At 73.6% G+C, this 19,830-nt stretch carries 16 protein-coding genes; 5 read left to right on the top strand and 11 right to left on the bottom strand.

Translation table 11 applies throughout. From position 1 onward, the window contains the following. Positions 1-34: 34 nt before the first annotated feature. Positions 35-1,807, bottom strand: coding sequence for a lysine--tRNA ligase (gene lysS, locus ACFWMZ_RS02725; RefSeq protein ID WP_383178803.1), 1,773 nt, complete (start codon positions 1,805-1,807; stop codon positions 35-37). Positions 1,808-2,078: 271 nt separating this feature from the next. On the opposite strand from lysS, the gene argS reads away from it, so the two are divergent. Further along, complete coding sequence (argS, locus tag ACFWMZ_RS02720) at positions 2,079-3,878, top strand: arginine--tRNA ligase (RefSeq protein ID WP_383178662.1); 1,800 nt, start codon at positions 2,079-2,081, stop codon at positions 3,876-3,878. A gap of 120 nt (positions 3,879-3,998) precedes the next feature. On the opposite strand, the gene ACFWMZ_RS02715 is transcribed toward argS, so the two are convergent. From ACFWMZ_RS02715 to ACFWMZ_RS02680, 8 genes are all read right to left on the bottom strand, one after another. After that, the gene (locus tag ACFWMZ_RS02715) at positions 3,999-5,219 is read right to left on the bottom strand and encodes a PLP-dependent aminotransferase family protein (RefSeq protein WP_383178659.1); all 1,221 of its coding nucleotides are present in this window, start codon (positions 5,217-5,219) and stop codon (positions 3,999-4,001) included. 118 nt (positions 5,220-5,337) lie between these two features. Then, positions 5,338-5,850 (bottom strand): hypothetical protein, encoded by a 513-nt coding sequence (locus tag ACFWMZ_RS02710; RefSeq protein WP_383199256.1) that lies wholly within the window; start codon positions 5,848-5,850, stop codon positions 5,338-5,340. Positions 5,851-6,136: 286 nt separating this feature from the next. Continuing rightward, a complete protein-coding gene (gene hemB / locus ACFWMZ_RS02705) occupies positions 6,137-7,129 on the bottom strand; it encodes a porphobilinogen synthase (protein ID WP_383178653.1) in 993 nt (330 codons plus the stop codon). Positions 7,130-7,291: 162 nt separating this feature from the next. Continuing rightward, complete coding sequence (locus ACFWMZ_RS02700; protein WP_383178800.1) at positions 7,292-8,929, bottom strand: uroporphyrinogen-III synthase; 1,638 nt, start codon at positions 8,927-8,929, stop codon at positions 7,292-7,294. Between the two features lie 23 nt (positions 8,930-8,952). After that, positions 8,953-9,924 carry a hydroxymethylbilane synthase gene (gene hemC / locus ACFWMZ_RS02695; RefSeq protein WP_383178650.1) on the bottom strand — a complete coding sequence of 324 codons (972 nt, stop codon included), beginning with the start codon at positions 9,922-9,924 and terminating at the stop codon, positions 8,953-8,955. Further along, positions 9,921-11,327 carry a glutamyl-tRNA reductase gene (locus ACFWMZ_RS02690; RefSeq protein ID WP_383199254.1) on the bottom strand — a complete coding sequence of 469 codons (1,407 nt, stop codon included), beginning with the start codon at positions 11,325-11,327 and terminating at the stop codon, positions 9,921-9,923. The genes hemC and ACFWMZ_RS02690 overlap by 4 nt, the downstream gene beginning before the upstream one ends. Beyond that, positions 11,324-12,094, bottom strand: coding sequence for a redox-sensing transcriptional repressor Rex (locus ACFWMZ_RS02685; RefSeq protein ID WP_383178645.1), 771 nt, complete (start codon positions 12,092-12,094; stop codon positions 11,324-11,326). The genes ACFWMZ_RS02690 and ACFWMZ_RS02685 overlap by 4 nt, the downstream gene beginning before the upstream one ends. Positions 12,095-12,455: 361 nt before the next feature. Then, complete coding sequence (locus tag ACFWMZ_RS02680; RefSeq protein ID WP_383178642.1) at positions 12,456-12,737, bottom strand: glutaredoxin family protein; 282 nt, start codon at positions 12,735-12,737, stop codon at positions 12,456-12,458. A gap of 218 nt (positions 12,738-12,955) precedes the next feature. Between ACFWMZ_RS02680 and ACFWMZ_RS02675 the strand changes: the two genes are divergently transcribed. From ACFWMZ_RS02675 to ACFWMZ_RS02660, 4 genes are all read left to right on the top strand, one after another. Next, positions 12,956-13,921 (top strand): HAD family hydrolase, encoded by a 966-nt coding sequence (locus ACFWMZ_RS02675; protein ID WP_383199407.1) that lies wholly within the window; start codon positions 12,956-12,958, stop codon positions 13,919-13,921. A gap of 416 nt (positions 13,922-14,337) precedes the next feature. Then, positions 14,338-15,144: an ECF subfamily RNA polymerase sigma factor, BldN family gene (locus ACFWMZ_RS02670; protein ID WP_383178639.1), complete on the top strand. Its 807-nt coding sequence runs from the start codon at positions 14,338-14,340 to the stop codon at positions 15,142-15,144. Positions 15,145-15,486: 342 nt separating this feature from the next. Next, positions 15,487-16,725, top strand: a complete 1,239-nt coding sequence (locus ACFWMZ_RS02665; protein ID WP_383199252.1) for a DUF5667 domain-containing protein — start codon at positions 15,487-15,489, stop codon at positions 16,723-16,725. 245 nt (positions 16,726-16,970) lie between these two features. Next, positions 16,971-17,465 carry a GNAT family N-acetyltransferase gene (locus ACFWMZ_RS02660; RefSeq protein ID WP_383178633.1) on the top strand — a complete coding sequence of 165 codons (495 nt, stop codon included), beginning with the start codon at positions 16,971-16,973 and terminating at the stop codon, positions 17,463-17,465. 18 nt (positions 17,466-17,483) lie between these two features. Here ACFWMZ_RS02660 and ACFWMZ_RS02655 read toward each other — a convergent pair whose 3' ends face one another. Both ACFWMZ_RS02655 and ACFWMZ_RS02650 read right to left on the bottom strand, forming a co-directional pair. Next, positions 17,484-18,467 carry a lysophospholipid acyltransferase family protein gene (locus ACFWMZ_RS02655; RefSeq protein WP_383178630.1) on the bottom strand — a complete coding sequence of 328 codons (984 nt, stop codon included), beginning with the start codon at positions 18,465-18,467 and terminating at the stop codon, positions 17,484-17,486. A 60-nt stretch (positions 18,468-18,527) separates the two neighbouring features. Continuing rightward, entirely contained in the window at positions 18,528-19,577 is a 1,050-nt protein-coding gene (locus ACFWMZ_RS02650; RefSeq protein WP_383178627.1) for an NAD-dependent epimerase/dehydratase family protein, read from the bottom strand. Positions 19,578-19,830: the final 253 nt, after the last annotated feature.

Raw genomic sequence — 19,830 nt, 5'->3', positions numbered from 1 at the left:
GGGGCAGGCGGCCTTCGTGCGTACGGCGGGCGGCTCAGGCGCCGAGCAGGCGGCGCACCCGGTCCTCGCCGACGGCGAGCAGCAGGGTGGGCAGGCGCGGGCCGGTGTCGCGGCCGACGAGGAGCTGGTAGAGGAGGGCGAAGAAGCCTCGCTGGGCCGTCTTCAGCTCGGGGGTCGGCTTGGCGTCGGCGGGGAAACCGGCCTGGATCTTCGGCACGCCGTAGACCAGGGTGGTCAGTCCGTCGAGGGACCAGTGGCTGTCGAGGCCGTCGATGAGGAGACGCAGCGACTCGCGCGCCTCGTCGCCGAGGGCGGCCAGCGCCTCGGTGTCGGGCTCGGCGCGGACGACGGTGCGGGCCTCGGCGTCGACGTAGGTGTTGATCCACGCCTCGGCGCGGTCGAGCCGGGGGCGGACCTCGTCGAGCGAGGTGATCGGCCGGGCGGGGTCCAGCTCGCTGAGGATGCGCAGGGTCTGGTCCTCGGCGCCGGCGGTGATGTCGGCGACCGAGGCGAGCGTGCGGTACGGCAGCGGGCGCGGAGTGCGCGGCAGTTCACCGGCGGCGGTGGCGGCGGCCCGGCTGTGGGCAGCGGCGTCGGCGGGCAGCGCGGTGCCCTCGGCGACCTTGGCCTCCAGCTTGTCCCACTCGTCGTAGAGCCGCTGGATCTCCTGGTCGAAGGCGATCTTGAAGGACTGGTTGGGGCGGCGGCGGGCGTAGAGCCAGCGCAGGAGCTGGGGCTCCATGATCTTCAGGGCGTCGGCCGGGGTGGGCACGCCGCCCTTGGAGGAGGACATCTTCGCCATGCCGGAGATGCCGACGAAGGCGTACATCGGGCCGATCGGCTGGACGCCGTCGAAGATCTCCACGATCTGGCCGCCGACCTGGAAGGACGAGCCGGGCGAGGAGTGGTCGACGCCGGACGGCTCGAAGATCACGCCCTCGTAGGCCCAGCGCATCGGCCAGTCGACCTTCCAGACCAGCTTGCCGTGGTCGAAGGTGCTCAGCTTGACCGTTTCGCCGTGGCCGCAGGCGCAGGTGTAGGCCAGCTCCGTCGTCTCGTCGTCGTAGGAGGTGACGGTGGTGAGGTCCTTGTTGCAGACCGTGCAGTACGGCTTGTACGGGTAGTAGCCGCCCGCGGCCGACGAGCCGTCGTCCTCGGCGGCGGCGCCGGAGCCCTCGGCGGCCTCCAGCTCGGCCTCGTCCACCGGCTTCTGCGACTTCTTGCCGGGGGCCTTCTTGGTGCGGTACTGGGCGAGGATCGCGTCGATGTCGCCGCGGTGGCGCATGGCGTGCAGGATCTGCTCGCGGTAGGCGCCCGAGGTGTACTGCGCGGTCTGGCTGATCCCGTCGTACTCCACGCCGAGCGCGGCCAGCGCCTCGGTCATGGCGGCCTTGAAGTGCTCGGCCCAGTTCGGGTGGGCCGAGCCGGCCGGGGCGGGGACGGCGGTGAGCGGCTTGCCGATGTGCTCGGCCCAGCTCTCGTCGATGCCCGCGACACCGGCGGGGACCTTGCGGTACCGGTCGTAGTCGTCCCAGGAGATGAGGTGGCGCACGGTGTGGCCGCGGCGGCGGACCTCGTCGGCGACCAGGTGCGGGGTCATGACCTCGCGGAGGTTGCCCAGGTGGATGGGGCCGGAAGGGGAGAGTCCGGAGGCGACGACGACGGTCAGGCCGTCCGCCGGGGAGCCCTCGTCCGCCGTGCCGTCGGCCTTTTTGGCACCGGCTCGTCGCTCCGCCTCGGCGATGACCTCGTCCGCGTAACGGGAGACCCAGTCGGCGGTCTCTGTGCTCTGAGCCACGATCGGCACGTCCTTCTTTCTCATTCACCTTCGGCGGCCGCCCGGGACTTCGGTCGCGGCCCGCCACCCATTGTCCCAGCTCGGCCCGCTACCACGAAAACCGCTTTTCACGGCACTCGCGCCGGGTGGGATACTTGCCGGGACCTCAGGGGGTGCCTGGGGAATCCCGCACGGCACCTGGGGTGTCCGGCACGCCGAGAGCACGCACCGGACACCCCAGACACCGCACGGGATTCCCCAGGAGCCCCCTAGCACCCCAAGGAGAACGGCACCCCACCCCATGGCCTCGGTCACCTCGCTCACCGCCTCCGTCCACCAGCGTCTCGCGGACGCCCTCGCGGCTGCCCTGCCGGAGGCCGGCGCCGCCGACCCGCTGCTGCGACGTAGCGACCGGGCCGACTACCAGGCCAACGGCATCCTGGCCCTCGCCAAGAAGCTCAAGGGCAACCCGCGCGAGCTGGCCGCGAAGGTCGTGGAGGCCATCGGGTCCGACGAGGTGATCCAGGACATCGAGGTCTCCGGGCCCGGCTTCCTCAACCTCACCCTCTCCGACGCCGCCATCACCCGGAACCTCGCCGCCCGCGCCGCCGACCCGGCCCGCCTCGGCGTGCCCGAGGCCGAGGCGCCCGGCACCACGGTGATCGACTACGCCCAGCCGAACGTCGCCAAGGAGATGCATGTCGGCCACCTGCGGTCGGCGGTCATCGGCGACGCGGTGGTGCGGATGCTGGAGTTCACCGGCGAGCAGGTGGTCCGCCGCCACCACATCGGCGACTGGGGCACCCAGTTCGGCATGCTCATCCAGTACCTGATCGAGCATCCGGGCGAGCTGGCCGCCACCGCCGAGAGTGCCGCCGTCGAGGCCGGGCAGGCCAGCGAGGAGGCCGGTGAGCAGGCCATGTCGAGCCTCAACCGGCTCTACAAGGCCTCCCGCGCCCTCTTCGACTCCGACGAGGAGTTCAAGACCCGCGCCCGGCGCCGGGTGGTCGACCTCCAGGCGGGCGACCCCGAGACGCTGGCCATGTGGCAGCGGTTCGTGGACGAGTCGAAGGTCTACTTCTACTCCGTCTTCAACAAGCTCGACATGGAGATCCACGACGCGGACGTGGTCGGCGAGTCCGGGTACAACGCCATGCTCGCGGAGACCTGCCGCCTGCTGGAGGAGTCCGGCGTCGCGGTCCGCTCCGAGGGCGCCCTCTGCGTCTTCTTCGACGACATCCTGGGCCCCGACGGCAACCAGGTCCCCCTCATCGTCCAGAAGTCCGACGGCGGCTTCGGCTACGCGGCCACCGACCTCTCCGCCATCCGCGACCGCGTCTTCCACCTCAAGGCCGACACCCTGCTCTACGTGGTGGACGCCCGGCAGTCGCTGCACTTCAAGATGGTCTTCGAGACGGCCCGGCGGGCCGGGTGGCTGGGCGAGGACGTGAAGGCGGTGCAGCTCGCCTTCGGCACGGTCCTCGGCAAGGACGGCAAGCCCTTCAAGACCCGTGAGGGCGAGACGGTCCGGCTGGTCGACCTGCTCGACGAGGCCGTGGAGCGGGCCACCGCCGTGGTCCGCGAGAAGGACGTCAAGGGCCAGCTCACCGAGGAGCAGATCGCCGAGCGCGGCGCCGAGGTCGGCATCGGCGCGGTCAAGTACGCCGACCTGTCGACGTCGGCCGCCCGCGACTACAAGTTCGACCTCGACCAGATGGTCTCGCTCAACGGCGACACCTCCGTCTACCTCCAGTACGCCTACGCCCGCATCCAGTCCATCCTGCGCCGGGCGGGCGAGGCGCGTCCGGTGGCCCACCCGGAGCTGGAGCTGGCCCCCGCCGAGCGGGCGCTCGGGCTGCACCTGGACCAGTTCGGCGAGATCGCCTCGGACGCCGCCGCCGAGTACGCCCCGCACAAGCTGGCCGCGTACCTCTACCAGACGGCGTCGCTGTACACGACCTTCTACGACCAGTGCCACGTGCTCTCCGCCGACAACCCGCCGGCCGTCGTGGAGAACCGCCTCTTCCTGTGCGACCTCACCGGCCGCACCCTCCACCAGGGCATGGCGCTGCTCGGCATCCGCACCCCCGAGCAGCTCTGACGCGGGGGCGCGCCGCGGCTGTGCGGCGCTGAGGCCACCACGTACGAGGGGCCGGCCGGTTCACCACCGGTCGGCCCCTCGTCTCTCTCCCGTCAACGTCACGCGGGAGCGCGAGCCTGCTCAGCCGATGGCCGCCGCCCCCGCCGCGAACCCCTTCTCCAGCCGCCTGAGCCCCTCCGCGATCTCGTCCGGGGTCTGCGTCACGAAGCAGAGGCGCAGCGTGCCGTGGTCGGGGCGGTCGGGGAAGAAGGGCGCGCCCGGCACGTACGCCACGTCGAAGCCGACCACCGTCCGCAGCAGCGCGGCCGTGTCGTACCCCTCGGGGAGCCGCGCCCAGACGAACATGCCGCCCTCGGGCGTCGTCCACGCGGAGCCCTCGGGCAGGGCGTCCGGGAGGCCGGCCAGCAGGGCGTCGCGGCGGGTGCCGTAGACCTCGGCGACGCGGGCCACGTGGGCGTCGAGGTCGTTGTCGGCGAGGTAGCGGGCGGCGGCGAGCTGGTTGACGGTCGGGGTGTGCAGGTCGGTGCCCTCCTTGACCAGGGCGCAGGCCGCGCGCAGCGGCCGGGGTGCGCGGAGCCAGCCCAGCCGCAGCCCCGGCGCCATCACCTTGGAGAAGCTGCCCAGCAGCACCGTCCGGTCGGCCGCCTCGGGCAGCGAGGCGATCCACGGCAGCCGCTCCCCGGCGAACCGCAGCTCGCCGTACGGGTCGTCCTCCACGACCCACAGGCCGCGCCGGGCCGCGATCCGGGCCACCGCGTGGCGCCGCTCGGCGGTCATGGTGCGGCCGGTCGGGTTCTGGAAGGTCGGCACGGTGTAGAGGAACTTGGGGCGCTCGCGGACGACCAGCTCCTCCAGGGCGGCGGTGTCGATCCCGTCGTCGTCGCAGGCCACCGGCACGATCCGGGCCCCGGCGAAGCCGAAGACCTGGAGCGCGGCCAGGTAGCAGGGGCTCTCCACCAGCACGGTGTCGCCCGGCTCGATCAGCGCCTGGGCCACCAGCGACAGGCCCTGCTGCGACCCGGTGGTGACCAGCACGTCGTCCGGGTCCGTGGCGAGCCCGCGCGCCGACATCCGCTCGGCGAGCGCCCCGCGCAGCAGCGGCTCGCCCTCGGTCGTCGCGTACTGGAGCGCCCGCGACGCCTTCTCCGCCAGCACCGCCCGGAACGCCTCGGCGATCCCCTCGGCGTCGAAGAGCTCCGGCGCCGGGAGCCCGCCCGCGAAGTTGATCACCTCGGGCCGGGCCGTCACCGCGAGGATGTCCCCCACCGGCGACCCCCCACCGCCTACGGCCCGCCCGGCGAGCGCGGGCGTGGGGGCGGGGGCGGCGGGGCTCAACGACATGGCGGTACTCCTCGATCTGCGTACTCCGCCCGCACGGGGCGGCCTCCCCGCACTCTAGGAGCCCGGGGCGCCCACGCCGGGAGGGGGCGTGCCCCGGCGCGCGCGAACACCGGTGCCCTCACCCCTCCTGGTGCTCGATCCACTCCGTGGAGCCCGGCGGGTAGTCCCACGCCGGGCGCCCGGACGACGCGCTGGTGTGGAACGGCCGCCCCTGGTCGTCCACCCGGAGCATCCCCTTCCGCTCCCCGCTGGACCACTCCACCTCCAGGTACCAGCTCACGTCCCGCGCCCCGGTGTGCGCGGTCACCCGGAACACCTCGGGATCCCTCTCACTGATCTTGTACGGGAACGGGCGCTGCCCGTCGGCCGCGCGGGCGGCGGGACGGCCCTGGTCCAGATCGACGGCGAAGGCACGCAGCGAGACCCCGCCGCCGCAGCCGACGCCGGTCCCGTAGTCGGTCCACGGCAGCGGCGGCCCGGTCCGCACCACCCGGACGTGGAGCGCCTGGAGGACGACCGTCTCGTTCCCCTTGCCCTGGAGCGTCACCTCCACCACCTGTTCGTCGGCGGGGACCGCGCCCATGCTCGCCACCCACGTCGGCGCGTCCTGCTCGACGGGCGGCGGGAGCACCTCGGCGGGCTCCCGGTCGACCAGGTACCGCTGACTGCACTCGTTCTCCCAGGCATGGGCGCGGACGGCGGCGTGGAAGGGGACGCCGGGTGGGGGCGGTGCCCGTGGGGGCGCGGTCCGAGGTCCCGGAGGCGCTGGGGCTGTCGGCGGCGGACGGCGACGAGGACGGGCCCTTCGTCGCGGAGGCGGACGGGCTCGGCCCGCGCGACTCGGCCGCCTCCGAGGAGGCGGCGGGGTGCCGCGCGTCGTCCGCCGCCCGCCCCGCCCCGGCGTCAGCCGCCGGAGGTCAGCCCAGCTTCCGCGCCACCTCAGTGGCCCAGTACGTCAGAATGATCTGCGCTCCAGCCCGCTTGATCCCCGTCAGGGACTCCAGGACGGCCGCCTCCCGGTCGATCCATCCGCGCTGGGCGGCGGCCTCGATCATCGCGTACTCGCCGCTGATCTGGTACGCGGCGACGGGGACGTCGGAGGCTTCGGCGACCTTGGCGAGGATGTCGAGGTAGGGGCCGGCCGGCTTGACCATGACCATGTCGGCGCCCTCGGCCAGGTCGAGGGCGAGTTCGCGGAGGGACTCGCGGACGTTGGCGGCGTCCTGCTGGTAGGTCTTGCGGTCGCCCTTCAGTGAGGAGCCGACGGCCTCGCGGAAGGGGCCGTAGAAGGCCGAGGAGTACTTGGCGGTGTAGGCGAGGACGGCGACGTCCTCGTGGCCCGTCTGGTCGAGGGCGTCGCGGATGACGCCGACCTGGCCGTCCATCATGCCGCTGGGGCCGACGATGTGGGCGCCCGCGTCAGCCTGGACCTGGGCCATCTCGGCGTACCGCTCCAGGGTGGCGTCGTTGTCGACGCGGCCGTCGGCGGTGAGGACGCCGCAGTGACCGTGGTCGGTGAACTCGTCCAGGCAGAGGTCGGCCATGACGAGCAGGTCGTCGCCGACCTCCGAGCGGACGTCGCGCAGCGCCTGCTGGAGGATGCCGTCGGGGTCGGTGCCGGCCGAGCCGAGGGCGTCCTTCTTGGCCTCCTCGGGCACGCCGAAGAGCATGATCCCGGAGACCCCGGCGGCAACGGCCTCGGCGGCCGCCTTGCGGAGGGTGTCGCGGGTGTGCTGGTACACGCCGGGCATGGAGCCGATCTCGACCGGCTCGGTGATGCCCTCCCGGACGAAGGCGGGCAGCACCAGGTCAGCCGGGTGGAGCCGGGTCTCGGCAACCATCCGGCGCATCACCGCACTGCTCCGCAGCCTGCGGGGGCGGCTCCCGGGGAACGTTCCGTACGCACTCACGACCACAACACCTACTCCGACGAATCCTGCGACCAACCGAGAACGGGACCGGCGACGCGCGCGGGCGGGGCCGGGCGGGCGCGCGCCGGGCGTCGAACGCGGGAGCGGGCCCACCCCAAAGGGTAGGCCCGCTCCGGTGCGTCCTGGTTCAGCGGCCCCGCCTCACGAGGAGGAGGCGGCCCTGCGGCGCCGGGCTCCCGGCCGCCGCTCGCTGGGCCTCGCGACGCTCTCCCCGGCCTCCAGCGCGGCCATCCGGCGCTCCGCGCCGAAGGCGGCGAGCGCCTCGGCCAGCTTGTGGACCGACGGCTCGGGCGCCATCACGTCGACTCTCAGTCCGTGCTCCTCCGCCGTCTTGGCGGTGGCCGGGCCGATACAGGCGATGACCGTGACGTTGTGCGGCTTGCCCGCGATGCCGACCAGGTTGCGGACGGTCGAGGAGGAGGTGAAGAGGACCGCGTCGAAGCCGCCGCCCTTGATCGCCTCCCGCGTGTCGGCCGGCGGCGGCGAGGCGCGCACCGTCCGGTAGGCGGTGACGTCGTCCACCTCCCAGCCCAGCTCGATCAGCCCGGCCACCAGCGTCTCGGTGGCGATGTCGGCGCGCGGCAGGAACACCCGGTCGATCGGGTCGAAGACCGGGTCGTACGGCGGCCAGTCCTCCAGGAGCCCGGCCGCCGACTGCTCGCCCGAGGGGACGAGGTCGGGCTTGACGCCGAAGGCGATCAGCGCGGCCGCGGTCTGCTCGCCGACAGCGGCGACCTTGATGCCCGCGAAGGCCCGCGCGTCGAGCCCGTACTCCTCGAACTTCTCCCGGACCGCCTTCACCGCGTTGACGCTGGTGAACGCGATCCACTCGTAGCGCCCGGTGACCAGGCCCTTGACCGCCCGCTCCATCTGCTGCGGGGTGCGCGGCGGCTCGACGGCGATGGTCGGCACCTCGTGCGGCACCGCGCCGTAGGAGCGCAGCTGGTCGGAGAGCGAGGCCGCCTGCTCCTTGGTGCGCGGCACCAGGACCTTCCAGCCGAAGAGGGGCTTCGACTCGAACCAGGAGAGCTGGTCGCGGCGGGCCGGGGCGCAGTGCTCACCGACCACGGCTATGACCGGACGGCCGCCCTCCGGGGAGGGCAGCACCTTGGCCTGCTTGAGGACCTGCGCGACGGTGCCGAGCGTCGCCTCCCAGGTCCGCTGGCGCGTGGTGGTCCCGGCGACGGTGAGCGTCATCGGGGTGTCGGGCTTGCGCCCGGCCGCCACCAGTTCGCCCGCGGTGGCCGCGGCCTGATCGAGGCTGGTGGAGACGACGACGGTGCCGTCGCTCGCGCCCAGCTCGGTCCAGCAGCGGTCGGTGGCGGTGCGTGCGTCGACGAAGCGCACGTCGGCGCCGGTCTCGTCGCGCAGCGGGATGCCGGCGTACGCGGGGACGCCTACCGCCTCCGCGATGCCGGGGATCACCTCGAAGGTGACGCCCTCGGCGGCGCAGGCGAGCATCTCGCGGACGGCCTCCGAGTCGAGCCCCGGGTCGCCCTGGACGGCCCGTACGACCCGCTTGCCGCCGCGTGCGGCCCCCATGACAAGATTGGCGGCGTCGCCGAATCGGCGGGCCTCCGCGGGGGTTGACGCCTCGTCAGCGGACAGTTGCGGCATGTCCGCGCCCGCCCTGGCATGCGCCCTGACGACGTCGAGCACCTGCTCCTCCGCGACCAGGACGTCGGCCGCGGCCAGCGCCTCGACGGCACGCAGAGTGAGAAGCCCCGGGTCGCCGGGACCGGCACCGAGGAAGGTGACGTGCCCATGGTCGGAGAACATTGAATTTACAGCGGTGGTGGGGCTCAAAGTGCTCGCTCCCCCATCAGACCGGCCGCACCCTTGGCCAGCATCTCGGCAGCGAGTTCGGCGCCGAGCGCGGCCGCCTCGTCATGCGTCGTGGGCACGGGACCGGTGGTGGACAGCTGCACCAGCGCGGAGCCGTCGGGCGAGCCGACGACGCCCCGCAGGCGCATTTCCTTGACAATCTGCCCGTCGGCCAGAAGGTCGGCCAGCCCACCCACAGGTGCGCTGCAACCGGCCTCCAGGGCGGCGAGCAGGGACCGCTCGGCGGTGACGGCGGCCCGGGTGACCGGGTCGTCGAGCTCCGCGAGCGCGGCGGCGAGCGGCAGCCCGTCGACCTCGTGGCCGACGGCGCACTCGATCGCCAGGGCCCCCTGACCGGGGGCGGGCAGAACCGTGTCGACCGAGAGGTACTCGGTCACCTCGTCGCTCCTGCCGACACGGTGCAGCCCGGCCGCGGCGAGAACCACCGCGTCCAGTTCACCGCTGTGCACGAAACCGATACGGGTGTCGATGTTCCCCCGGATCGGCACGGTCTCGACGGCCATCCGGTGGCCGCGGGCGTACGCGTTGAGCTGCGCCATGCGCCGGGGCGAACCGGTGCCGATACGCGCGCCCTCGGGCAGCTCCTCGAAGCGGAGCCCGTCGCGGGCGATCAGCACGTCGCGCGGGTCCTCGCGGACCGGCACGGCGGCCAGCGCCAGCTCCTCGGGCTGGGCCGTCGGCAGGTCCTTGAGCGAGTGCACCGCGAAGTCCACCTCCCCGCGCACCAACGCCTCGCGCAGCGCGGCGACGAAGACGCCGGTGCCGCCGATCTGCGCCAGGTGCTCGCGGGAGGTGTCGCCGTACGTCGTGATCTCCACCAGCTCGACGGGCCGCCCCGTGAGCTGGTGGACGGCGTCGGCCACCTGTCCGGACTGGGCCATGGCGAGCTTGCTGCGCCTGGTCCCGAGTCGCAATGCCTTCTCGGTCATGACCGGTCTCGATTCAGGTCGTCCGTGTTGGTGCGGGCGGGCGCGGCACTGTCGCCGCGCGTCCCGTGGTCGGCCCGGCTGACGGCCGCGACCGTCTGCGGGTCCAGGTCGAAGAGGGTCCGCAGGGCGTCGGCGTATCCGGCACCCCCGGGCTCTCCGGCCAACTGCTTGACCCGCACGGTCGGAGCGTGCAGGAGCTTGTCGACGACGCGGCGGACGGTCTGGGTGATCTCCGCCTGCTCGCGTTCGCCGAGGTCGGGGAGGCGGCCGCGGAGCCGCCCCATCTCGCCGGCCACCACGTCGGCGGCCATGGTGCGCAGGGCGACCACAGTCGGCGTGATGTGGGCGGCGCGCTGGGCCGCGCCGAAGGCGGCGACCTCCTCGGAGACGAGGGTGCGGACCGCGTCCACGTCGGCAGCCATCGGGGCGTCGGCGGACGCCTCGGCGAGGGACTCGATGTCGACCAGGCGCGCCCCGGAGATCCGGTGCACGGCGGCGTCCACGTCGCGCGGCATGGCCAGGTCGAGCAGGGTCAGCGGGTCGCCCTCGGTGTGTCCGGCGACCGCGGCGGCGACCGCCTCGGCGGTGAGGACGAGGCCGGTGGCGCCGGTGCAGGAGACGGCGATGTCGGCGCGGGCCAGCTCGCCGCTGACCGAGGCCATCGGCACGGCGCGGGCGGCGAAGCCCTCGGCCGTGCCGGCCCCGCCGGGCTGGGCCAGGATCTCGGCGAGCCGCTCGGCGCGCTCCAGGGTGCGGTTGGCGACCACGACCTCCTGCACCCCGGCGCGGGCCAGGGTGGCGGCGGCCAGCGACGACATCGACCCGGCGCCGATGATCAGGGCGCGCTTCTTGGCGGCCCAGTCGGCGACCTGCTCGTCCCCGGCCAGCTGCTCCAGGCCGAAGGTGACCAGGGACTGCCCGGCCCGGTCGATGCCGGTCTCGCTGTGAGCCCGCTTGCCGACCCGCAGGGACTGCTGGAAAAGGTCGTTCAGCAGGCGTCCGGCGGTGTGCAGCCGCTGCGCGGTGGCGAGGGAGTCCTTGATCTGCCCGAGGATCTGCCCCTCGCCGACGACCATCGAGTCCAGCCCGCAGGCCACCGAGAAGAGGTGGTGGACGGCGCGGTCCTCGTAGTGCACGTAGAGGTACGGCGTGAGTTCGTCCAGGCCCACCCCGCTGTGCTGGGCGAGGAGGGTGGAGACCTCGGCGACCCCGGCGTGGAACTTGTCGACGTCGGCGTACAGCTCGATGCGGTTGCAGGTGGCGAGGACGGACGCCTCGGCGACGGGCTCGACCGCGAGCGCGTCCTGGAGGAGCTTGGCCTGCGCGTCGGCACTCAGCGCGGCGCGTTCCAGGATGCTCACCGGTGCGCTGCGGTGACTCAGCCCTACGACCAGGAGACTCATGCCGGCATCACGGCGGGGACATCCCCGTCCGGTCCCTTGCGGGGCGTGGTGCGCGGCGGCACGGGCAGGTCGGCGGCGGCCGCCGCGGCGGTCGCGGTGGCGTCCTCGCCGGCCTTGCGCTGCTCGTGGAAGGCGAGGATCTGGAGCTCGATGGAGAGGTCGACCTTGCGCACGTCGACGCCCTCGGGCACGGCGAGGACGGTCGGCGCGAAGTTCAGGATGGAGGTCACCCCGGCGGCCACAAGCCGGTCGCAGACCTGCTGGGCGCCCCCGGCGGGGATGGTGATGACGCCGATGGAGACGCCGTTCTCGGTGACGATCCGCTCCAGGTCGTCGGTGTGCGAGACGGGCATGCCCGCGACGGTGCGGCCGGTCAGCGCCGGGTCCGCGTCGAGCAGGGCCGCGACGCGGAAGCCGCGCGAGGCGAAGCCGCCGTAGTTGGCGAGGGCCGCGCCGAGGTTGCCGACGCCGACGATGACGACGGGCCAGTCCTGGGTCAGGCCGAGCTCACGGGAGATCTGGTAGACGAGGTACTCGACGTCGTAGCCGACCCCGCGCGTCCCGTAGGAGCCGAGGTACGAGAAGTCCTTGCGCAGCTTCGCCGAGTTGACGCCCGCCGCCGTCGCCAGCTCCTCGGAGGAGACCGTGGGGACGGAGCGCTCCGACAGCGCGGTGAGGGCTCGCAGGTAGAGCGGAAGCCTGGCGACCGTGGCCTCGGGAATTCCTCGGCTGCGGGTCGCCGGTCGGTGAGTTCGGCCAGTTGCCACGGTGCTCCTGCGGGTAGAGCGAGGCTGTGGGCGGCTGCGCCTGCGCAGACCGCCCCGTCCCGAGCAGGCTATGCCTTTGTGAACGCGTGCACAAAGATGGTGTCCCATTTGTCCACCCAAAGTGACCGGGGTCACGCGTACTTACCAGCCGGTCCGGGAACCGCCCGCCCCGCCCCGCACGTCCCCGGGAAACCGCTCCGGACCTGCGCCTACGGAGTTTCGGGCCGCTCACTCCGCCCGTACCGGGACCACCGCCCCGGGCCGGATCACCCCGCCTCGGCGGCCGACCGGCCCGGACGGCCCCCGACCGGACCTGGCGCGCCCGAACGGGCGCCGGGCAGCGGAGCCGGGGACCGCGCCCTCAGCTCAGCGCCCGCCGCAGCCGCTCGGGGCTGACCCGCCAGAAGTCGTGCTGCTCCCCGTCGACGAGCACCACCGGGATCTGCTCCCAGTACGCCTGGTGGAGCGCCTCGTCCTGGAGGATGTCCTTCTCCTCCCACCTCGCCCCCACCTCGGCGCAGACCGCCGCGACCACCTCGCGGGCGTCATCGCAGAGATGGCACCCGGGCTTGCCCACCAGGGTGACGACCCGCTCGGCGGGAGCCTTCTTCGCACGACGGAACACCGGACTCATACCGGCCATTGTGGCCCGGCCCGGTACGCGCCCCGCGCGCCGGGGGCCGCGTACCGGCCGCGGCGGAGCGCCGGCCGCCGCACACCCCCGCCGGGCCGTCACACCCCCGCCCCGAAGAGTTCACGGCTCCGCGCCCTCCACGGTCCGGGCGCGCCCCCGGGACTGACTATGCTCTCGACATGCCCCTCCCCACGCCCGACGGCCCGTCCGGCCGGAACCCGCTGAGGATGCGCCTCTCCTGGGAATGGCTGACCCCCCGCAGACGCCCCGCCACCGCGCGCAGCGTGCTGGCGGGCGAGGCGAGCGCCGAGGCCGCCCGCAAGACGTCGCAGGCGCCGGAGGAGGAACTGGAGGCCGGGGCGACCGAGGTCACCGCCCCCGCCGAGGAGAAGCCGGCCGAGCCCGAGTTCCCGGTCGCCGGGGACGAGCGCGCCGCCGCCTTCTTCGACCTGGACAACACCGTGATGCAGGGCGCCGCCCTCTTCCACTTCGGCCGCGGCCTCTACAAGCGGAAGTTCTTCGAGCGCCGCGAACTCACCCGGTTCGCCTGGCAGCAGGCGTACTTCCGGATCGCCGGCACCGAGGACCCGGCCCACATGCAGGACGCCCGCGAGTCCGCCCTCTCCATCGTCAAGGGCCACCGCGTCGCCGAACTCATGTCGATCGGCGAGGAGATCTACGACGAGTACCTGGCCGGTCGCATCTGGTCCGGCACCCGCGCCCTCGCCCAGGCCCATCTCGACGCGGGCCAGCGGGTCTGGCTGGTGACGGCGGCGCCGGTGGAGACCGCCACCATCATCGCCCGCCGGCTCGGCCTGACCGGGGCGCTCGGCACCGTCGCCGAATCGGTCGGCGGGGTCTACACCGGCCGCCTGGTCGGCGAGCCGCTGCACGGCCCGGCCAAGGCGGAGGCGGTGCGCGCGCTGGCCGCCGCCGAGGAGCTGGACCTCGACCGCTGCGCCGCGTACAGCGACTCGCACAACGACATCCCGATGCTCTCGCTGGTCGGGTACCCGTACGCGATCAACCCGGACGCCAAGCTCCGCAAGCACGCCCGCGAGCACGACTGGCGGCTGCGCGACTACCGGACCGGGCGCAAGGCCGCCAAGATCGGCATCCCGGCCGCCGCGGGGGTCGGCGCGCTGGCCGGCGGGACCGCCGCCGCCGTCGCGATCCACCGCCGCCGCTCCTGACCGACCCGCGCACACCGAGCCGCCCTTCCGGACTCCCGGGGGCGGCTCTTCGGCGTACGCGCCCCTCGGGCGCGCCTTTCGCGCCACCCCGCGCCCCGGCCGGGCCGACTACCTGACAAAACGGCGTTCTTACCCCGCCGCGCCCCACGGCACGCACGTTCACCCGGGACGACCACAACCCGTCCCCCACACGGCCGGAATTCGGACTGTTCCGATCAGTCAACGATCACTCTGTGCCAACCGAACAGACGGATATGGGTCACCGAACCGTCGCAATCGGTGATTTGAGCAACTCGGTGTAGCGCCGCCTGTACGAAGCGTTATTCTCCTCAGACGCAATTCCGGTGCCTCATACCGCCACTTCGAGTGAACGTGGGCGCACCGTACGTGATGGAAGCTCTGCCTCTGGGAGTCCCGTGTACCCACACGTCGGGGTTGACGCCTCGGGCCTGGCTACGCTGCGCGCGACGGTCGTCGACCGCCTGCGCAGCTTCGTCCCCACCGTTTACGCCGTCCCCGCCCTTGCCGTCCCCGCGCTCCCCTCGCCCGGGTCCGCCGGTTCCGCCTACGCCCTCGCCGAAAGCGGCGCCGCCGTCGGCAGACGGGGCCGCACCGGCTCCGCCCGCCGCGCCGGCGGGGCCACCACCACGGCCCGCCGTCCCGCGGCCGACAGCGACAGCGCCCGCATGATGGAGCTGGTCGAACGCGCCCAGGACGGGGAGGCCGAAGCCTTCGGCAAGCTGTACGACCAGTACAGCGACACCGTCTACCGCTACATCTACTACCGAGTGGGAGGGAAGGCCACCGCCGAGGACCTGACCAGCGAGACCTTCCTGCGCGCCCTGCGCAGGATCGGGACCTTCACCTGGCAGGGCCGCGACTTCGGCGCCTGGCTGGTCACCATCGCCCGCAACCTGGTCGCCGACCACTTCAAGTCGAGCCGCTTCCGGCTGGAAGTGACCACCGGCGAGATGCTCGACGCCAACGAGGTCGAACGCAGTCCCGAGGACTCGGTCCTGGAGTCCCTCTCCAACGCCGCCCTCCTCGACGCCGTCCGACGTCTCAACCCCCAGCAGCAGGAATGCGTCACGCTCCGATTCCTCCAGGGCCTCTCGGTCGCCGAGACCGCGCGGGTCATGGGGAAGAACGAGGGGGCGATCAAAACCCTCCAGTACCGGGCGGTCCGCACCCTGGCCCGCCTGCTCCCGGACGACGCCCGCTGACCGTTCCGCCCGTCCCACCTGTCCCGACCGCCCCGGCCGACCGCCTCCCCTCGGTCCGCCGCACCGTCCCCGCCCCTCCCCGAAGCCGCCAGGTCCGCCGTCCCGCCGACCGCCACGCACCGTGCCCGTCAACTGGTGGTGCGTGGCTGTTCGCTGGGTTCCGCGGACCGATCGCGGCAGTTCCGTAACCCAGGGGCCGCGCCAGTCGTTGGGGGGATTGCAGACTTCCCCCGGATGCGCTTCAGCAGCCCCGCCCTCACTCGATCGGGTGGCCGCCGCCGTGGTGCGGAACTCCCGGATCGCGCGGGAAGTCGACCGTCATGACGAGAGGAGGTGCCGCCCGTGATCGCGAATGTATCGGCACACCGGCGGGCGAACGCCTTCGCCCAGGCCCTGGAGGAGCAGACGCCCCCGGGCCAGGCGGCCGAGGACCGGCCACCGGCGGCGTCCGGGGAGCAGCCCGGCGCGGCTCCCACGGAGCGCGCCGAGGAGAGCAGGATGCTCTCCCTCACCGCCGAACTCGGCGAAGTGCCCAGACCACAGCTGGATCCCGAGGTAAGAACCGTCCAGCGCGCCCAGCTGGTCGCCGCGATGGAGGCCATGGCCGGCTCCGCACCGGACCCTTCGGTGCCCGAGCAGCGCCCCGGCCGGGGCGCGCACCGGGCGAGTCCCCTGCGCGGACTCCGACCCCGCTCCCGCCTCACCAAGGGCCTCGCCGCGGGCGGCCTCACGGTGGGCGTCGCGGCGGGAGCCTTCGGCGGCGTGGCCGCGGCCAGCTCCGACGCCCTCCCCGGTGACTCGCTCTACGGGCTGAAGCGCGGCATGGAGGACATCAAGCTCGGCATGGCCGGTGACGCGGCCGACCGCGGCGGGATCTACCTCGACCACGCCTCGACCCGGCTGAGCGAGGCCCGCAGGCTGATGGAGCGCGGCCGCTCGGGCGCCCTGGACCACGAGTCGGTGGCCGAGATCCGCCGGGCCCTCGGAGGCGTGCAGCACGACGCCGCCCAGGGCCACCGGCTGCTCAGCGCCGCCTACCAGGAAGGCGGTTCGCTCCAGCCCATGCAGCAGCTCTCCGCCTTCTCCCGCTCGCACCGGGCCACCTGGACGTCGCTGCGCGACAAGCTCCCGCCCACCCTGTTCGACGTGAGCGACCAGGTGAGCGAGGTCTTCGACGCCATAGAGGAGGAGGTCGAGCCGCTGCGTTCGCTGCTGCCCGGCGCCCCCACCCAGGACGACCGCCCGGGCGACGCCCCCGGTACCGGCTCGGCCCCGCCCAGCGGCTCCGGGCCCGCCTCCCCCGGCGAGCCCGACCCGTCCGGCTCGGCCGCGCGCGAGGGCGGCGGCCAGGGCGGCACCGGCGAGAAGGGCAGCCCGAAGCCGTCCACCGGCGAGGAGTCGGGCGAGGGCCTCCTCGGCGGCTCGACCGGCGGCCTGCTCGACCCGCCCAGGACCGGCCAGGACTCCCCGGCCCCCTCCCAGGATCAGCGCGAGCCCGGCGCCGAGCCGGACGTCACCCTCCCGCCCCTGCTCCCGGGCCTCCTGCCCGGCCTGGGCATCGACGCGGGTGACCGGGACTGACCGACCGGACTCCCGCACACCCGAAGGGCCCCACCGTGCGCGGCGGGGCCCTTCGGCCTGCGCCCGCCCCGCCGCCCGCGCTGGGCAGCGTCGCGGGCCAGTCGCTCCGCTGTCGACACGCCTCGGCCGCCGCGCCCCCGGCGGCCGACACCCCCTCGACGCACCGCGCCCTCGAAGCGGACGGCGTACGGGGCCGCCTGCTCCTGGAGTCCTGAGAGCCGGCCGCCGCCCCTTAAGCTCCTCCGATGACCGACGCGACGATCACCGGCGAGGCCCCCGAACTCCCGCCCCCCGCCCCGCCCTTGACGATCCGGGAAATCACCGAGGAGGACCTCGACGCCTGGGGCCGCGCGTACAGCAAGGGCAACTTCGTCGCCTACCGGCCCGCCTCCCTGGAGCGGCGCCGCCGCGTCTTCGAGCCGGGGCGGTGGCTCGGCGCGTACGAGCGGGAGGAGTGCGTGGGGACGTTCCGCGGCCTCGCGCTCGACCTGAGCGTGCCGGGCGGGGCGCTGCTGCCGGTGCTGGGGGTCAGCTCGCTCGCGGTCGCCCCCTCCCATCGGCGGCGGGGCCTGCTGCGGGCGATGATGGCCCACGGGCTGGGCGCGGCGGTGGAGCGCGGCGAGCAGGCGACCCGGCTTCTCGCGGCGGGCCTGGTCACCGAGGTGACCCCCGGCGCGACCCGCGTCGCGGACGCCCTCTTCCGCACGGCCGCCGAGCCGTGGTGCCCGGACCACTTCTGACCGCGGGCCGCCCAGGGGTCAGAAGAACACCGACCGCCGCTGCACCAGCAGCTTGTACAGCGTGTGCTGGATCTGTTCGCGCACCTGGTCGGTGAGGTTGAACATCAGCATCGGGTCCTCCGCCGCCTCCGGCGGATACCCCTCGGTCGGGATGGGCTCGCCGAACTGGATGGTCCACTTGGTCGGCAGCGGCAGCGCGCCGAGCGGCCCGAGCCACGGGAAGGTCGGCGTCACCGGGAAGTAGGGCAGCCCCAGCACCCGCGCCAGGGTGCGGGCGTTGCCGACCATCGGGTAGATCTCCTCGGCGCCGACGATGGAGCACGGCACGATCGGCACGCCCGCCCGCAGCGCCGTCGAGACGAAGCCGCCCCGCCCGAACCGCTGGAGCTTGTACCGCTCGCTGAACGGCTTGCCGATCCCCTTGAACCCCTCCGGCATCACCCCGACGATCTCGCCCGCACCCAGCAGCCGTTCGGCGTCCTCGGCGCAGGCGAGGGTGTGCCCGGCCTTGCGGGCCACCTCGTTGACGACGGGGAGCCGGAAGACCAGGTCCGCGGCGAGCAGCCGCAGGTGGCGTTCGGCGGGGTGCCGGTCGTGCACGGCGACCTGGAGCATCAGCCCGTCCAGGGGCAGCGTCCCGGAGTGGTTGGAGACGATGAGGGCGCCGCCGTCGGAGGGGATGTTCTCGATTCCCTTGACCTCGACCCGGAAGTACTTCTCGTACACCGGGCGCAGCAGCGACATCAGGACCTGGTCGGTGAGTTCCTCGTCGTACCCGAACTCGTCGACCTCGTACTCCCCGGTGAGCCGCCGCCGCAGGAAGGCGAGGCCACCCGCGATCCGCCGGTCCCAGCCGCCCTCGTCCGCGGCGGGCGGGGCCTCCGGTGCCTCGGGCGGCTCGGGATGCGGCTGCTCCGGCAGGGGGCGTACGGCGGCCGGGTTGCGGGGGCGGCGACGGCGCGGCCGGTCGTCGTCGAAGGGGATGACCTTGGCGTCCGCCATGGTGCTGCGCTCCTTAGTCGGCGCTCGATGTCTCGTACGGTCCCGGGCGGGCGGCCCGGCTCACGGTGCGGGCGAGCCGCCGCCCGCCGCCGGGCGCGCGGCGACCCGTTCCACGGCGCGGGCCACCAGCTCCGGCGGCAGGAGCCCGCTGCCCCGGGCGCGGGCGAAGTCGGCGAAGGTCTGCGCGGTGGTCCAGGCCGGGTGGAAGCCGAGCGTCTCCCGCATCTGGACGGTGGAGACGACCCGGCCATGGGTGAGCAGCCGGATCTGCTCGCGGGAGAAGTCGGTCACACCGACGGTGCGCAGCGCCGCCCCGACCCAGGTGACGGCGGGCAGCAGCACCGGGACGGTGGGGCTGCCGAGCCGCCGGGCGCACTGGGAGAGCAGGACCACGCCGTCCCCGGCGATGTTGAAGGTGCCGCTGTTGAGCGTTCCGCGGGCGGGCTCGCCCGCGGCGATGCGGAGTACCTCCAGGCAGTCCTCCTCGTGGACGAACTGGAGGCGCGGGTCGTAGCCGAGAACGGTCGGCAGCACCGGCAGCGAGAAGTACTCGGCGAGCGGGGTGTCCGCGCCGGGCCCGAGGATGTTGGCGAACCGCAGCACGCAGACGGCGACGTCGGGCCGCCGCCGCGCGAAGCCGCGTACGTACCCCTCGACCTCCACGGCGTCCTTGGCGAAGCCGCCGCTGGGCAGCGCCTTGGCCGGCGTGGTCTCGGTGAAGACGGCCGGGTCGCGCGAGGCGGAGCCGTAGACGTTGGTGGAGGACTTCACGACGAGGCGGCGTACGGCCGGCGCCTTCTGGCAGGCCCCGAGCAGCTGAAGGGTGCCGATGACATTGGCTTCCTTGACGGAGGACCGGCCTCCGCCGCCGAGCGGCGTACCGGAGACGTCGAGGTGGACCACGGTGTCGACGCGGTACTCGGCCAGCAGGCGGCCGATGGCGGGCCTGCCGATGTCGGCCTGGACGAACTCGGCGTCCCCGAGCTGGTGCGCGGGCGCCACCGAATCGACGGCCACGACCTTGTCGACACCCTCCTCACGCTGAACCCGCCGCACGAACCGCCCGCTGAGCGGACGCGCGACCCCCGTCACGAGCACGACCCTGCCCACGTCGGTGCCTGCCTTTCCCCAACCGGCTGCGCTCCTACCAGTGCCTGCTGCGCTCACCGTAGCGGTTCACCCACCCCCACAACGCAAGCCCGCCCCGGCCCCACCCCGATCACCGACCCAGCCAAAACCAACCCGGCCCCCACTTGAGACCACCTCCCCAGCCCACCCTCCTAGCCCGGCCGGCGCTTGAGGCCACCTTCCAGCCCGGCCGGCGCTTGAGGCCACCTACCAGCCCGGCCGGCGCTTGAGGCCA

It is taken from the genome of Streptomyces sp. NPDC058373, from assembly GCF_042723275.1.
Lineage (GTDB): Bacteria > Actinomycetota > Actinomycetes > Streptomycetales > Streptomycetaceae > Streptomyces.
Note: the sequence above shows the minus strand (reverse complement) of the source record. Positions and strands in the feature narration are given on the sequence as shown.